Origin of the sequence: Rhodococcus oxybenzonivorans, assembly GCF_003130705.1 — a bacterium.
Classification (GTDB): domain Bacteria; phylum Actinomycetota; class Actinomycetes; order Mycobacteriales; family Mycobacteriaceae; genus Rhodococcus_F; species Rhodococcus_F oxybenzonivorans.
The window spans coordinates 1,283,800-1,298,572 of record NZ_CP021354.1 but is presented as its reverse complement, the minus strand read 5'-3'; the positions used below and the strand labels follow the sequence as shown (position 1 = coordinate 1,298,572).

The 14,773-nt window shown below is 65.3% G+C and carries 14 protein-coding genes and 2 pseudogenes; 4 read left to right on the top strand and 12 right to left on the bottom strand.

The window, feature by feature from the left end; genetic code table 11:
- Positions 1-219: 219 nt before the first annotated feature.
- Complete coding sequence (locus CBI38_RS06235; RefSeq protein WP_109327299.1) at positions 220-1,101, top strand: universal stress protein; 882 nt, start codon at positions 220-222, stop codon at positions 1,099-1,101.
- 13 nt (positions 1,102-1,114) lie between these two features.
- Here CBI38_RS06235 and CBI38_RS06230 read toward each other — a convergent pair whose 3' ends face one another.
- Entirely contained in the window at positions 1,115-1,843 is a 729-nt protein-coding gene (locus CBI38_RS06230; RefSeq protein WP_109327297.1) for a VIT1/CCC1 transporter family protein, read from the bottom strand.
- 164 nt (positions 1,844-2,007) lie between these two features.
- Here CBI38_RS06230 and CBI38_RS06225 point away from each other — a divergent pair, with 164 nt between their 5' ends.
- Complete coding sequence (locus CBI38_RS06225) at positions 2,008-2,790, top strand: SDR family NAD(P)-dependent oxidoreductase (protein WP_109327295.1); 783 nt, start codon at positions 2,008-2,010, stop codon at positions 2,788-2,790.
- A 438-nt stretch (positions 2,791-3,228) separates the two neighbouring features.
- Here the strand turns inward: CBI38_RS06225 and CBI38_RS06220 are convergent, their stop codons facing one another.
- The 5 genes from CBI38_RS06220 to CBI38_RS06200 all read right to left on the bottom strand — a co-directional run bounded on the left by CBI38_RS06220 (position 3,229) and on the right by CBI38_RS06200 (position 8,327).
- Positions 3,229-3,687 (bottom strand): MaoC family dehydratase, encoded by a 459-nt coding sequence (locus CBI38_RS06220; RefSeq protein WP_109327293.1) that lies wholly within the window; start codon positions 3,685-3,687, stop codon positions 3,229-3,231.
- 66 nt (positions 3,688-3,753) lie between these two features.
- Positions 3,754-4,515 carry an SDR family NAD(P)-dependent oxidoreductase gene (locus CBI38_RS06215; protein WP_109327291.1) on the bottom strand — a complete coding sequence of 254 codons (762 nt, stop codon included), beginning with the start codon at positions 4,513-4,515 and terminating at the stop codon, positions 3,754-3,756.
- A 15-nt stretch (positions 4,516-4,530) separates the two neighbouring features.
- Entirely contained in the window at positions 4,531-6,327 is a 1,797-nt protein-coding gene (locus tag CBI38_RS06210) for an acyl-CoA dehydrogenase (RefSeq protein WP_109327289.1), read from the bottom strand.
- 30 nt (positions 6,328-6,357) lie between these two features.
- On the bottom strand, positions 6,358-7,089 hold the full coding sequence (locus CBI38_RS06205) for an SDR family NAD(P)-dependent oxidoreductase (protein ID WP_109327287.1): 732 nt from the start codon (positions 7,087-7,089) through the stop codon (positions 6,358-6,360).
- Positions 7,090-7,109: 20 nt separating this feature from the next.
- Positions 7,110-8,327: an acetyl-CoA C-acetyltransferase gene (locus CBI38_RS06200; protein WP_109327285.1), complete on the bottom strand. Its 1,218-nt coding sequence runs from the start codon at positions 8,325-8,327 to the stop codon at positions 7,110-7,112.
- Between the two features lie 146 nt (positions 8,328-8,473).
- Here CBI38_RS06200 and CBI38_RS06195 point away from each other — a divergent pair, with 146 nt between their 5' ends.
- Entirely contained in the window at positions 8,474-9,112 is a 639-nt protein-coding gene (locus CBI38_RS06195) for a TetR/AcrR family transcriptional regulator (RefSeq protein WP_109327283.1), read from the top strand.
- Positions 9,113-9,168: 56 nt separating this feature from the next.
- On the opposite strand, the pseudogene CBI38_RS06190 reads toward CBI38_RS06195, so the two are convergent.
- Positions 9,169-9,373 (bottom strand): annotated as a pseudogene (locus tag CBI38_RS06190) (NAD(P)(+) transhydrogenase (Re/Si-specific) subunit beta); the annotation flags it as partial.
- A gap of 14 nt (positions 9,374-9,387) precedes the next feature.
- Between CBI38_RS06190 and CBI38_RS06185 the strand changes: the two are divergent.
- Positions 9,388-9,619: pseudogene (locus CBI38_RS06185) on the top strand (IS701 family transposase); the annotation flags it as partial.
- Positions 9,620-10,047: 428 nt separating this feature from the next.
- On the opposite strand, the gene CBI38_RS06180 reads toward CBI38_RS06185, so the two are convergent.
- Genes CBI38_RS06180 through CBI38_RS06160 form a run of 5 tightly spaced genes read right to left on the bottom strand, consistent with a single transcriptional unit; the run spans position 10,048 to position 14,720 of the window.
- On the bottom strand, positions 10,048-11,082 hold the full coding sequence (locus CBI38_RS06180; RefSeq protein WP_109327281.1) for a phosphotransferase family protein: 1,035 nt from the start codon (positions 11,080-11,082) through the stop codon (positions 10,048-10,050).
- Positions 11,075-11,857 carry an SDR family oxidoreductase gene (locus tag CBI38_RS06175; RefSeq protein ID WP_109327279.1) on the bottom strand — a complete coding sequence of 261 codons (783 nt, stop codon included), beginning with the start codon at positions 11,855-11,857 and terminating at the stop codon, positions 11,075-11,077. Before CBI38_RS06175 ends, CBI38_RS06180 begins: the two co-directional genes overlap by 8 nt.
- A 1-nt stretch (position 11,858) precedes the next feature.
- Positions 11,859-13,112, bottom strand: coding sequence for an acyl-CoA dehydrogenase family protein (locus CBI38_RS06170; protein WP_109327277.1), 1,254 nt, complete (start codon positions 13,110-13,112; stop codon positions 11,859-11,861).
- Positions 13,090-13,905, bottom strand: coding sequence for an enoyl-CoA hydratase-related protein (locus CBI38_RS06165; RefSeq protein ID WP_109327275.1), 816 nt, complete (start codon positions 13,903-13,905; stop codon positions 13,090-13,092). The genes CBI38_RS06170 and CBI38_RS06165 overlap by 23 nt, the downstream gene beginning before the upstream one ends.
- Positions 13,902-14,720: an SDR family oxidoreductase gene (locus tag CBI38_RS06160; protein ID WP_109327273.1), complete on the bottom strand. Its 819-nt coding sequence runs from the start codon at positions 14,718-14,720 to the stop codon at positions 13,902-13,904. The genes CBI38_RS06165 and CBI38_RS06160 overlap by 4 nt, the downstream gene beginning before the upstream one ends.
- Between the last annotated feature and the right edge of the window lie 53 nt (positions 14,721-14,773).

Here is a 14,773-nt window from a genome sequence, read left to right as displayed (position 1 = left end):
CCCCTTTGTGACCTCCTCCCGATACCTCTGAGGCAGAAGTAAAGTACAGGTGTACGACTATTGTGTTGTGACAGGTGAATCTTCGGAATTCCGAAGTTTCGACGCCGATCCGTCGCCGTGTCGTGACGAGTCCGTTACTTGCCGGAGGTGGGTCCGCAAAGTACACACATAAGGCACTGTGGAGACCGGACGAGTACAGCCCGACGAAGGGAACCAGACGTGAGCACCTCTTCAAGCCATTCCGTCGTCGTCGGCCTCGACGGATCCGACGCGTCCACGGCCGCCGCCACGTGGGGCGCCGCAGTAGCAGCGAAATGGCGCGCCACACTGTCACTCGTCCACGCGCTGCCGCAGGACGGCCCGCTGTACAGCCCGGCGTCGATCATGCTGGAATCACAGTTTCTCAGCCAATTGAGAGAAGACGGCGAGGCCATCGTCGACACCGCGAAGAACCTACTGGGGCAGCACTATGAGGATCTCACCATCGAGACGACGATCAGTCCCGGGCCGGCGGGCACGGCGCTGCTGGAAGCCGCCGACTGGGCGCGGCTGATCGTGCTGGGTTCGACCGGAGCAGGCGCGTTCCGCTCAGTTCTCCTCGGGTCGACCGCGCTGCACGTGGCCAATCGTGCGGAGTGCCCGGTCGTCGTTCTGCGCGGCGACGTGACGGCGCCGGACGGGCGTCCCGTCGTGGTCGGAGTCGATGGGAGCGAACTCAGCCGCGAAGCGGTGTCGCATGCATTCGAGTTCGCCTCCTTTTTCGGCGCGCCCCTGGTTGCGGTCCACACCTGGCAGGGCTCCCCGACATTCGGAGCGGGCGGCACCGGCATGCTCGTCGACTGGGACGCAGTGAAACAGGAAGAAGCCGCCGTCCTGTCGGAGGGCTTGGCCGGAGAGTCGGAGCGGTACCCGGACGTCTCCGTGACGAAGGTGGCTCAGCAGGGCGCCGCCGCGGACGTCATTCTGCAGCACGCCGCCGACGCCCAGTTGATCGTCGTGGGCAGCCATGGCCGTGGCCCACTGCTGGGCGCGCTGATGGGATCGACGAGCCAGAACCTGCTCCACCACGCCACCACTCCGGTCATGATCTGTCGAAGCTGAGACTCGTCCGGCGCTACGTGATGCCGGTCCCCACCCACTGACCGATGCCATAGGTCACCCCCATGGCGAGTGCGCCGCCGAGCGCCACCCGCAGGACGGCGCGGGTCCGCCGAGCACCGCCGAGAGTCGCACTCACCGACCCGGTCAGGGCCAGCGCAAACAGTACGGCCAGAAAAGTCACCGGGACGCGCAGGTGCACCGGCGTGAGAAGAATCGCCAGTAAGGGAATGGCGGCACCGAGAGTGAAGGACAGCGCCGAAGACCCGGCGGCCTGCCACGGATTGGTCAGTTCGTCCGGATCGAGACCCAACTCGACGTCGACGTGCGCGGCAAACGCATCGTGTTCGGTGAGTTCGCGGGCCACCGTGCGGGCAGTGTCTTCCTGCAACCCCTTTCGCTGATAGATTTCCACGAGCTCTTCGAATTCGGCAGTCGGGGTTTCGGAAAGTTCCTGTTGTTCCTTCGACAGCAACGCCCGTTCCGTGTCGCGCTGCGTGCTCACCGACACATACTCGCCGAGAGCCATGGACACCGCGCCGGCCGCCAGACCGGCGAACCCTGCAGTGAAGATCGCCGACCGCTCGGTGGTGGCCGCCGCGACACCGACCACAAGACCGGCGGTGGACACGATGCCGTCGTTCGCTCCCAGAACCCCGGCACGCAACCAGTTGAGGCGACCGGCCAGTGTGGGGCCGTGCGGTTCCACGGCGGCATGCGAGGACTCAGCGCGTTCTGCGGACATGGATTCAGGCTAGGTCCGCAGAGAGTTGCCCGATAGCGAGGCAAGGCTGCGCTGTCGCTCAGTTCGCTGCGCGGTCGCTCGGTTCGCTGCGCGGTCGCTCGGTTCGCAGCGCGACCAAGCAGTTGCTAGGTTGGTGTGGCTCGTACCCGATCATTGGAGTCCCTATGGCGGCACCCGGCAACAGCGCTCCCCCGCGGCGACGGTCCGCTCTGGTCACCGGCGGCACGGGTGGCATCGGTTCCGCCGTGGCGCGGCGGCTCGCGGACCTCGGGCACCACGTGGCCATCACCTACCGATCCCACGCCGATGTCGCGGCCGACCTGGTGACCGAACTCGAGCAGACCGGTGTCACCTGTGCCGCCTTCTCCACGGATCTCGTCGACGAACTTCGCGTCGCCGAGGTTGTTCGGCAGACGGTTGAGCACTTCGGCGGGCTCGACGTCCTGATTCACGCAGCGGGACCGCACATTCCGATGGTCCACCTGTCGCAGATCACGCCGAAGGATTACGCCGTCCATCTCGAACAAGAGGCTGTCGCGTTCTTCACCGTCGTCCGCGCCGCCCTCCCTGCCCTACGGGAATCCGCAGGTTCCGTGGTCGCGGTCACGACCGCTGCCACCAGCCGCTACCCCGTCCGCGACGGCCTCTCGGCAGGCACCAAAGGTGCTGTCGAGCAACTGGTCAAGGGGTTCGCGGCCGAGGAGGGCCGCTTCGGGGTCCGTTTCAACTCGGTCGGCCCGGGCATGCTCACCGACGGAATGGCGCAGCGCCTGATCCAGTCAGCCGATCTCGACCAACGCGCCCTCGACGTGGCCATGAGCCGCATCCCGCTTCGCCGTTTCGGCACGGCCACGGACATCGCCGAGGCCGTGTGTTTCCTGGCGAGTGACCGTGCGGGGTTCATCACCGGACAGAAACTCGACGTCGACGGTGGATACACGGCGTAAGGAGCCGCTATGTGTAATGGAGGCAGAGGACCGACGCCGAGGACACCCGGACGACGCCGCGCAGGCGGTGCAGCGTGTAACCGGTACCCCTCCATACGCGTCGAACACGCGACAACCGCCACCACCACCCGGGCCGATCGGCTTCCCTCCGCGTTGTCAGCCGATAACAGTCGCCAGGATGACGGAGCCAGTTCCCATTGACCCGGAACCTTCCAGTGAGAGGTCGCACGGCCACCGTGGGCTGAGCATGACCACCTCGCCGCTGTTGGGGGCGAGAGCTATTCGGTACTTCATCGAAATTGAGTGTTCGTCCGTGCGGCCGGTGTACCTTGCCAGATTTGGATCCACCAAAGATTCCAGCGTTGACAGTCCCAGCTCAAACATTGTCCCGATATTCCCCGCGAGTATGTCGGTTCGAGTTTGTGGGCCTCGAGCGACTCAGCGATAGAACCGGAATACCGGTTCGGCCACACACACTGGCTTGTCCACTGCGCTGCAGTGCACTGTTGCTCGGAGGACGATCTGGATGCCGCCGGCGATGTCTTCGACGGTAATCAGCTCCGCGCTCAGTCGGACCTTGGACCCGACCGGAACCGGAGCAGGGAATCGGACCTTGTTCAGACCGTAATTCACCGCCATCGACGCTTGCCGAACCTCGAAGACCTGCGAGAACATGGCACTGAGTAACGACAGCGTGAGGTAACCGTGGGCGATGGGCCCGCCATAGGCGCTTTCGCTATTGGCGCGCTCGACATCCACGTGGATCCATTGGTGGTCGTCGGTGGCGTCGGCGAAGGTATTCACCCGGTCTTGGGTGATGTCGAACCAGTCGCTACTTGCGAGTTGCTGTCCGAGCAGTCCGTGGAGGGCGTCGACGTCGTCGATTGTGGTGGGCATGGTTACCTTCTCGCGGAGAGTGAGGAGATCAGCGGGTGGTGTGCATGTCGAAAGCGCGCCGTTCGGTCAGGTGATGGTCATGCCGCCGTCGACCGCAAGAGTCTGTCCGGTGACGTACCCGGCTGCGTCGGAGGCGAGCCAGACAAGGGTGGCGGCGAGTTCGGCAGCATCGCCGGTGCGCCCGAGCACCATCCGAGGCGCGAGGCTGTCGAGGTAGCCGTCGTGATATTGGTCGGTCATCTCGGAGGCGAAGAAGCCCGGGGCGAGCGCGTTGACGCGAATTCCCTTGCGGGTGCCCCACTGTTGGGCGAGATCTCGGGTCAGACCGATGATTGCGGCTTTGCTGGCGCTGTAGGCGGCCTGGGGCAGACCGGCGGTGGTGAGCCCGAGGACGCTGGAAATGTTGACGATGGAACTGCCGGGTTGCATGACCGTCCCACACGCCTGGGCGGTCCAGTAGGAGCCGCCCAGGTTGATGTCGATCACCGAGCAGAACTGGTCCGGGGTTTCGCGGGTGGCGGGGTGGGCGGTAGCGACGCCGGCGTTGTTGACGAGAACGTCGACGCGGCCGAACTCGGTCATTGCCGCGTCGACCAGAGCCGCGCACTGATCCGGATCAGCGATGTCGGTAGCCACCGGCAGTGCCCGCTGGCCGGTGGCACGGACAAGTGCGGCTGTGTCGTCTAGTTTGTCGACACGGCGCGCCGCGAGGACGATGTCCGCGCCGGCCTCGGCGAGGGCCTGAGCGAAGGCCACACCGAGGCCGGACGAGGCGCCGGTGACGATGGCGACGCGGCCGTCGAGGCGGAACTTCTCGAGCACACTCATGTGATGCCTCCTGGGTCAGAACCAGCTGTTTTTCATGTCGAGAGTGGTCCGGTCTCCGCTGGCCAACAGATTGAGCTGGGGGCCGACCTTGGGTAGCTCGTGGGTGTAGAAGTAGCGGGCTGCCATGCGCTTTCCGTCGTAGAAGTCACCACTCTTACCCTCGGTGGCGATGAGCTGTTCGAGCCACATCCACGCGATGACCGTGTGCCCGAAGGCTTCCAGATAGACCGACGAGTTCGCCAGCGCAGCCGCCGCATCACCGGCCGCCCACAAGGCGGCGGTGATGTCGACGACCCGGTTCCAGACGGTGTCGAGGGCGTCGGCGTAACCGGTGGCATCGCCACCGAGAGACCGCGCCCGCGCGACGGTGGCGGCGATCTTCGATCCGAGTAACCGCAGCCCGGCACCGTCTTGCATGATCACCTTGCGGCCCAGCAGATCCAGCCCCTGGATCCCGTGCGTGCCCTCGTGGATCGGATTCAATCGGTTGTCGCGGTAGTACTGTTCGACGTCGTAGTCGCGGGTGTAGCCGTAACCGCCGTGCACCTGGATCGCGAGGCTGTTCGCCTCGAGGCACCACTGCGATGGCCAGCTCTTCGCGATCGGGGTCAGCACGTCGAGGAGCAACGTCGCCTGGTCTCCGGTGGCCGCATCGTCGGCCGTGTCGTGTTCGTCCACCAACCGCGAGCAGTAGAGGCCGAGCGCGAGCGCGCCCTCGACGTAGGACTTTTGGGCCAGCAGCATGCGGCGGACATCGGCGTGTTCGATGATCGGCACCGGCGGCGAGGAGGGGTCCTTGGCTCCGAGAGAGCGGCCCTGGGTCCGCACCGTCGCGTATTCGAGCGACTTGCAGTATCCCACGTAGCCGAGGGCGATCGCGAGGAACCCGACACCGATCCGGGCTTCGTTCATCATGTGGAACATGTAGGACAGGCCGCGGTGTTCCTCGCCGACCAGGAAACCGACCGCACCCGATTTCCCACCGGGGGTGTGGGTGCCGTCGCCGAAAGCGAGCAGGGTGTTGGTGGTGCCGCGGTTGCCCATCTTGTGGTTGAGGCCCACCAAAGTGACGTCGTTGCGTTCGCCGGCGGCACCGTCGGCGCCGGGAAGGTATTTCGGGACGATGAACAGCGAGATGCCCTTGACACCGGGGCCGCCACCCGGTGTCTTCGCCAGCACCAGGTGCACAATGTTCTCGGTGAGTTCGTGGTCGCCTCCGGAGATCCACATCTTGGTTCCGGTGACCCGGTAGCTGCCGTCTTCCTGCAGTACCGCGCGGGTGGTGATGTCCGCCAGCGAGGATCCGGCCTGCGGCTCGGACAGGCACATGGTGCCGAACCAGCGGCCCTCGAGCATCGGACGGACGTAGTCGTCGATCTGCTGCTCGGTGCCGTACTCGGCGAGCAAATTCGCGTTGGCGATCGTCAGGAACGGATAGGACGAGGTGCTGGCGTTAGCCGCCTGAAACCAGGCCATCGCCGCCCGCGCCACCGTGGTAGGCAGCTGCATCCCGCCGACCCTCTCGTCGAATGCCCCGGCGATCAAACCGGCCGCCGCGTAAGCGTCGAGCGCCGTCTTGACCTCCGAAATCATCTCGACGGTGCCGTCCGGGCGCATGGTCGGCTCGTGCGCGTCGGCCTTCTTGTTGTGGGTGGCGAAATGCTTGTGTGCAAGGTCCGCACTGAGGTCGAGCACCGCGTCGAAGGTGTCCTTCGAATGTTCGGCGAAGCGTTTACGCGAGGTCAGTGCGACCACGTCGAGCCACTCGTACAGCAGGAAATCGAGATCGCGGCGAGAAAGTACATCAGTCATGAGAATCAGTTCCGTTCAAGGTGGGCTCGCTCAGATGGAGATGCCGCCGTCGACCGGAAGGACGACGCCGGTGACGTAGCCGGCTTCCTCCGACGCGAGGAAGCAGATGGCGTCGGCCATCTCGGCGGGATCAGCGAACCGCGAGATCGGACCGGTGACCTCGGCGATCTTCTCCTTCGGAATGGAGGCGGTCATCCGGGTCGCAGCATTCGGGGAGATCGCATTTACTGTGACCCCGAAAGCAGCGAGCTCTTTCGCGGCGGTCTTGGTGAACCCGATGATCCCGGCCTTGGCGGTGGCGTAGTTGGCCTGCCCGCGGTTACCGTGCAGCCCGGTGTAGGAGGTGATGTTGACGACCCGCCCGAATTCCTGGCTCCGGAAATGCGGAACACAGGCGCGGGTGAACCGAAACGTGCCGCCCGCGTGGACATCGAGGACCTGGTCCCAGTCCTCGTCGGTCAGCTTCCACAGCACCTTGTCGCGCAGGATCCCGGCATTGTTGATCAGAATGTCCACCCGCCCGGTCTCGGCGATCACGGTAGAGACAACGTTCTCGACGTCACCGGTGTCGCTGACGTCGGCGGGGATGCCGATGGCTCCGATTTCGCGCGCGGCCTTGTCGAGTTCGTCCTTGTCGAAGTCCACCATGAACACTGTCGCCTTTGCCTCGGCGAAGTGGCGGGCCAGGGCCTGCCCGATGCCGCGGGCGGCGCCGGTGACGATGACCGATTTGCCGGTGAAGTCGTACGTGATGTTGCCCATCGTGTTTCCTGTCTTTCTACTCAGCTGAGGCGTTCGAGGACCATGGCCATGCCCATACCGCCGCCGACGCACATGGTTTCGACGCCGAACTGCTTGTCCTGGGTGGTCAGGTTGTTGAGCAGAGTCGCGGTGATCCGGGCACCGGTCATGCCGAACGGGTGACCGAGAGCGATCGCACCGCCGGAGACGTTCAGCTTGTCCTCGTCGATGCCGAGTTCCCGCGCCGACCCGAGGACCTGCACCGCGAACGCCTCGTTGATCTCGAACAGGTCGATATCGGAGATACCCATCCCGGCGATGGCCAGGGCCCGCTTGGTGGCCTCGATCGGACCCAACCCCATGATTTCCGGCGACAAACCGGACACCCCGGTCGACACGATCCGGGCGAGCGGGGTCAACCCCAGCTCCTTGGCCTTGGTGTCGGACATGATCACCAGGGCGGCGGCGCCGTCGTTGAGCGGGCACGCGTTACCGGCGGTCACGGTGCCGTCCGGCCGGAACACCGGCTTGAGCTGCGACACGGCCTCGTAGGTGGTGCCGGCGCGGGGGCCGTCGTCCTTCGACACGACGGTGCCGTCGGGCAACGTGACCGGGGTGATCTCCCGCTCGAAGAAGCCGCTGTTGATGGCCTCCTCGGCGCGGTTCTGCGAGCGCACCGCCCACCGGTCCTGCTCCTCGCGGGTGATGCCGGTGATCTGGGCGACGTTCTCGGCGGTCTGGCCCATCGCGATGTAGGTGTCCGGGACGAGCCCTTCCTCGCGGGGGTCGACCCACTGCTGGCCGCCCTGGGCGAGCTTCTCGGTGCGGGCCTGGGCGTCGGCGTAGAGCGGGTTCTGGGTGTCGGGCAGCGAGTCGGAGCTGCCCTTGATGAACCGGGACACCGTCTCCACACCGGCGGAGATGAACACATCACCCTCACCGGCCTTGATCGCGTGCAATGCCATGCGGGTGGTCTGCAGCGACGAGGAACAGTAGCGGGTGATGGTGGTGCCGGGAATGAAGTCGTAGCCCAACTGGACGGCGACGTTGCGGCCCATGTTGAAGCCCTGCTCGCCGCCGGGCAGCCCGCACCCCAGAATCAGGTCGTTGATGTCGGTGGGATCGAGGGCGGGCACCTTCTCCAGGGCCGCCTGCACCATCTGCGCGGCCAGGTCGTCCGGGCGCATGCCCTTGAGCGACCCCTTCATGGCACGACCGATCGGAGAACGGGCGATGGAAACGATGACAGCCTCGGGCATGCGGAACTCCTGGGTGCGGGTCGTCTGGCGACGGTGATGGGAAAGCTATGCAGCCAAAAATATGCAACCGCATATTTACTATGCGTCTGCATATACTGAGGTGTCGCAGGAGACCTGTCAACCCCTGCCAACCGAGAGGCAACAGTGTGACGGACGCACCACTAACCGGAGCGATCAGCGAACTGGGGACCTCGAAAGCCGCTGCGCGGATACGCGCCGCGGCCATCGAGGTGTTCGCCGCCAAGGGGTACGGCGCCGCCACTACCCGGGAGATCGCCGCCAGCCTCGACATGAGCCCAGGAGCCGTATACCCGCACTACAAAACCAAGGAATCCCTTCTCTACGCCATCAGCCTCGAGGGCCACCATTCGGTACTGGCGGCCATCACCGCCGCTGATAGTCCCGACGTCGCGGCGCCCGACCGGCTGACGTCGACCGTGACGGCCTACGTGATCTGGCACGCCGACAACCGCGCGAGCGCCCGGGTCGCGCAGTACGAACTACGTTCGCTCTCGCCTGTGCACTTTGCAATCATTGCGGACATCCGCCGGTCCACCACGAAGGTGTTCAAGCGGATCATCGAAGCCGGCGCAACGGCAGGCGACTTTCACCCATTCGACATCGAGGCCGCCGCGCTGGCAATCACGTCCCTCGGTGTCGATGTCAGCAGGTGGTTCCCCTCCCGCGCCTACTCCGACCCACGCATTATCGCGGCTCGCTACGTCGAACTTGCCCTTCGAATGGTCGGGTGTGCCGACCGGCAACCCCTCGACGAGCCTTCTTGACACGTGCTGCTGGACTGCAGGATTCGAGAACGGCTGTCACCGAAGCTGGCGAGACCTGCGCCGGAGAGCAGCCCGGCGGTGGCGTCCGCCTGGATCTCGCGGTGCTCGCCGTAGTCGGTGTCGTCGACCGGTCCAGCCGCAATGTCGAACCCGCCGGTGATAACCGAAATGAAGGAGCGGTTCATCCCCCTTGCACATGATGTAGGACAGGTAGGCAACGGAGGAGCCGACCAGTGCGCCGCCGATGATCAGCAGGTTGTTGTTGCCTCGAGTTGCCCGCCGACACCGAACCCGTCGAGCTTGGCCGGGTGGCCGGAAGTCGCTGGGCGATCGAGGAGTGTTTTCAAACCACCAAGAACGAGACCGGACTCGACCGACCACTACCAGGTGCGCGGGTGCCCGGCCTGGTACCGGCACATCACCCTGTCGATGGCCGCGGCCGCCTTCCTGACCATCCTGCGCCGCGGCGCTCAAAGAGGGGAGTTCCAGCCGGTACCCGAGATCTAATACCTCTGACAATCAACGAGATACGGCGATTGTTTGGGGCCGCGTCTCCTGTCCGGTCGAACACGCCCTCGTACATGTCTGGCACTGGTCGAGCTGGCGCCGCGCCAGCCAGGCCAGAGCGCGCGCCAGCCACTCCAGGTCTCCGCCGGCGCGTTTTCGACGTGGAATTCCCATTCGTATCCGCGGCCTCGATGTCGTTCGGGGGAATTAATCGATTGACGAATGGAGTCTGTCCGTGTTGAACAGTGGACCGACTCCATTCGGCGGTCTCCCGCTCAACCTCGACGGCTAGCATCCGAGTGTTGCCTCAAACCTGTTGAGGTGAAGCGGAAATATGTTCTGCTACAGGTGAAACCGCGCGTGTCCGAGAACGCCGCTGACCAACTGTGTGGTCTTGGTAATCATCACTCGCCAGCCCAGAACCCGAGTCAGATTTCGGCTCGGGAGGCGATGTCGCACGCCTTTTCCACGAGCGCGTCGATACGCTCCACCGTCGGCGTTCCTGCTGCTGCTTTGTTCTGCGGTTCATCTCGCGCCCGGCGCATGACACCCTCGGCGATGACCGCGACCTTCCACAGACCCAGAACATGCCAGAATCCGAGCGCCTCCGGGTCGCGCCCCGTCTCGTCGAAATACACCTGGGCGATCTCGGCTCGGTCGGGAAAGCCGTCGAGGGTCGAAGCCGGGAATTCACCACCGAACGTCTCGCCGGGCTCCGGCCAGTAGGCGAGCAGACTGCCGAGATCGGCGAGTGGATCGCCCAGGGTGCACAATTCCCAGTCAAGTGCCGCGGTGACTTCGCCGGTGTCAGTGGACGTGATGACGTTGCGGAGATGAAAATCCCCGTGCACCAATGTCAGCTCGTGTTGTTCGGGCACCGACTCGACGAGCCGACGCGTCAGATCGTCGAGGGCGGGCAACTCGCGGGTCTTCGACTGCTCCCACTGCCCCGCCCACCGTTTGAGTTGACGCTGCGCATACGGCTTGTGGCTGGCCAGATCGATCAGCCCGGTCTGCTCGAGGTCGACCGCATGAATCTTTGCGAGCGTGCGGGGTAGGGACAGGCCGATCGCCCGCCGTCGCTCGGGTGTCAGCGCCTGCGCCACCGACATCCGGTCGACCACCTGCCCCTCGACGAACTCCATCAGCAGCAGCGGCACGTCGGTGACCGCCGGGTCTTCGGTGAAGCCGAACACCCGCGGGGTCGGCACCGCGGTGTCCTGCAGTGCGGAGAGTATTCGGGCCTCACGGGCCACGTCGTGTGCCGACGCGAGAAGGTGCCCCAGCGGTGGGCGCCGCAGCACCCACCGCCCACCGACGCTGTCGCGAACAAGGTAGGTGAGGTTCGACTGACCGAGACCGATCCGGTCGAAAGTCAGTGTGCCCGTGTAATCGACGCCGATGGTGTGCAACCATCGGGCCACGGCGACGGTGTCGATTCCGACGATACCCACGCTAGACACCGAGCTGGACCCCCTGCCGGAAGGGAAGAACGTCACCGAGCACCTGCCCGCCGTCGATGACCAGAGTTTCGCCGGTGATCCAGCTGGCGGCGTCGGAGACGAGGAACGCGACCGCCGAGGCGACGTCTTCGGGTTCACCGATGCGTCCGAGGGCTGTGGACGCGGACACCGTCTGCTCGTGTTCCTTCCACAACGCTTCGGCGAGCTTGGTCCGCACCACACCGGGAGCGACGGCATTGACCCGCACCTTCGGTGAAAGTTCCAGTGCCAGTTGTTTCGTGAGGTGAATGAGCGCCGCCTTCGACGCGTTGTACACGCCGATGTTCGCCTCGAACGCCATCCCGCCGACGGAGGCGGTGTTGACGACGGCGCCGCCGTGCTCACCCATCCATGCCTTCGTGGCCAGCCCCGTCCACAGCACGGGCGCCCACAGATTCACGTCGAAGGTTTTCGCGAAGCGGGCATGGTCCTGATCGATCACCGGCCCGAACGCGGGGTTGGTGCCCGCGTTGTTGACCAGGATGTCCACGCTGCCGAATCGCTCGAGCGTCAGATCGATACACCGCCGGGCCGCGTCCTCGTCGACGGCATGGGCAGCGACGCCGATCGCGGTTCCTCCGACCTGTGCTGCGGCGGCGTCCGCCGAGTCCTGGGACCGGGAGGTGAGCACCACGTTGCCGCCGGCGGCCGCGATGGCCTCAGCCACCGCGAGGCCGATTCCGCGGGACGCGCCGGTGACGATGGCGGTGCGCCCGGTGAGGTCGAGTCCGGTCATCTCAGCTCACCGCAACCTTGTGGCCGTTGGTCGAGGGCGCGGGCGCGCCATCCCGGTACCGGCGCAGTTCCTGCTTGGCGATGGACCGCTTGTGCACCTCGTCGGGACCGTCCGCCAGGCGCAGCGTGCGCAAGTGCGCCCAGGCCATGGCAAGCGGGAAGTCGTCGGTCACCCCGGCGCCGCCGTGCACCTGGATAGCCCGATCTACGATCTTCAGCGCAATATTCGGGGCCGCCACCTTGATCGCCGCGATTTCAATGCGCGCCTCCTTGTTCCCGACGGTGTCCATCAGGTAGGCCGCCTTCAGCGTGAGCAACCGAATCATCTCGATCTCGATCCGGGCCTCGGCGATCCAGTCCTGGATATTGGCGTTCTCGCTGACCGGTTTCCCGAACGTCACCCGCGACGACGCCCGCCGGCACATCAGCTCGAGCGCCCGCTCGGCCATCCCGATCGCCCGCATGCAGTGGTGAATGCGTCCCGGGCCCAACCGGGCCTGAGAGATCGCGAAACCCTCGCCCTCACCTTTCAGCACATCCTTGGCCGGAACCCGCACGTCGGCAAAGTCGATTTCCGCGTGCCCCTCGCGGTCCTGATATCCGAACACCGGCAGACCCCGCATCACCGTGACACCGGGCGCATCGATCGGAACCACCATCATCGACTGCTGACGATGCGGCGCCGCCGACGGATCGGTCTTCCCCATCACGATCATTACCTTGCAGTTGCGATGCAACGCATTGGACGCGAACCACTTCCGACCGTTGAGCACATACTCGTCGCCGTCGCGGACCATCGACAGCTCGACATTGGTAGCATCGGAACTCGCCACCGCCGGCTCCGTCATCGCGAACGCGGACGCCATCGTCCCGTCGAGAAGCGGCTTCAGATACTTCTCCTTGTGCTCCTCGGTACCGAAGAGCTCGAGCACCTCCATGTTCCCGGTGTCCGGGGCGTTGCAGTTGCACGCCTCCGAGGCGATGTGGCTGCGGCCCATGATCTCCGCCAACGGCGCGTACTCGAGATTCGTCAACCCGGGTCCGGAGTCGGGGTGTGGGTGGAAGAGGTTCCACAACCCGCGGCTACGGGCTTCAACCTTCAGCTCTTCGAGGATCGGTGGCTGGAAGTGCGGATCACCCGATTCGCGCATCTGCTCTTCGTACACCGCCTCCGCGGGATACACGTGGGAGTCCATGAACTCCAGCAGATCGGCCTGGTACTTCTTCGCGCGGTCAGAGATGTCGAACAGGGACACGGGAACTCCTCGTAGGTAGGGAGGGAAAGGTGGGTGTGCGCTTGTCGAGGTGGCTCTGCACGCCCTCGACGAGGTCTTCACCTCGGAAGGCGTCGAACATCAGACCTTCCGCGCGGGACACGGAGTCGGCGTAGGTGCCGTCCGCATCGGTCTGTAGTTGTTGTTTGATCACGGCCATCGAGGTCGGTGAGCACTGCGTGGCCAGCTGCTGGGCGTACGCCACCGCCGCGGCGAGCACGTTTCCGTCGACGATCAGGTGATCGATCAGTCCGATACGCAACGCTTCCTCTGCGTCGACCATCCGACTCGACAGCAGCAGATCCGCGGCGCGGCTTCGTCCGACCAACCGTGGCAGCATCCACGAGATGCCGTATTCGGCGATCAGCCCACGCTGAGCGAAGGCGGTGGTGAAACGCGCAGCCGGTGAAGCGAACCGGACATCGCAATAGAGCGCCTCGACCATGCCGAGCCCTGCCGCGACGCCGTTGACCGCACCGATGAGCGGCTTGCGGAGCTGCAGCGGCACGTCACGCGGCCGACGATCCAGCAGCTCGGTGACATCACCCACCGCCTGCAGGTCCGTCAGGTCGGCACCGGCACAGAACCCGCGGCCGGCACCCGTCACGACGACAGCACGCACGTGCGGGTCGTCTTCGGCGGCGTCGAGCAGGTCGAAATAGCGGTCCTCGAGTTCGTTCGTCCAGGCGTTGAGTTTCGACGGCCGGTTGAACGTCAGAACCAGCACAGGTCCGCGGCGCTCGGCGAGCACGAAATCCTGTTGCGCACCCGTCATGCGTGTTCCAGCAGCGAGCTCTGGTAGCGGCGCATCCCGCGCAGCCAGCGGTCGTAGTCGGAACTCTTCTGCCGGTACATGGTGAGGACGCTCTCGTGGGGCAAAATCAGGAACTTTTCGCGGTCGACGGCGTCCAGCACAATGTCGGCGACCTCCGCCGGCTGCAGCACGTCCCCCGCAGAGATCACGGCCCGGGTGGCCGCAACGCCGAGCGGATCCCCCGAGCCCTCACCCGAGCGCATCAACTTCGTCTCCACGCCCATCGGGCACAGGCAGCTCACCCGGACTCCTCGGTCTCCGTACGTCACCGACAGCCATTCGGCGAACGCGACAGCCGCATGCTTGGTGACCGAGTAGGTGGCGGAGCCGATCTGGGTAAGCAAGCCCGCCGCAGACGCCGTCGTAACGAAGTAGCCCTCACCGCGCTCGACCCATCCGGGCACCAACTGCTGGGCGGCGCGGATGTGGGCGCGGACGTTGACGTCGAAGGCTCGATCCCAGCTGGCGTCGTCGGCGTCGAGGCCCGGCGCTCCCCCGATGCCGGCGTTGGCGAAGTAGAGGTCGACCGGACCCAATTCGGTCTCTGCCCGCTCGATGACGCGCCGAATCTGCTCGGAATCTGCTATATCCGCACCTTCCGCGAGAGCCGATCCGGAGTGCCGTTCATTGATGCGGTCCGCAACCGCGGTGGCTGCTTTCGGGTCGAGATCGGCCACGAGTACCCGCGCACCCTGTTCGGCGAGACGTTCGGCGATCGCTCCGCCGATCCCGTTTCCACCGCCGGTCACGATGGCGACCTTCCGTGCAACCTTCACGAGGCTCCCTCTCCTTCGCCGTGCATTGTGACTCGCGTCGCTTTTTGTATAGT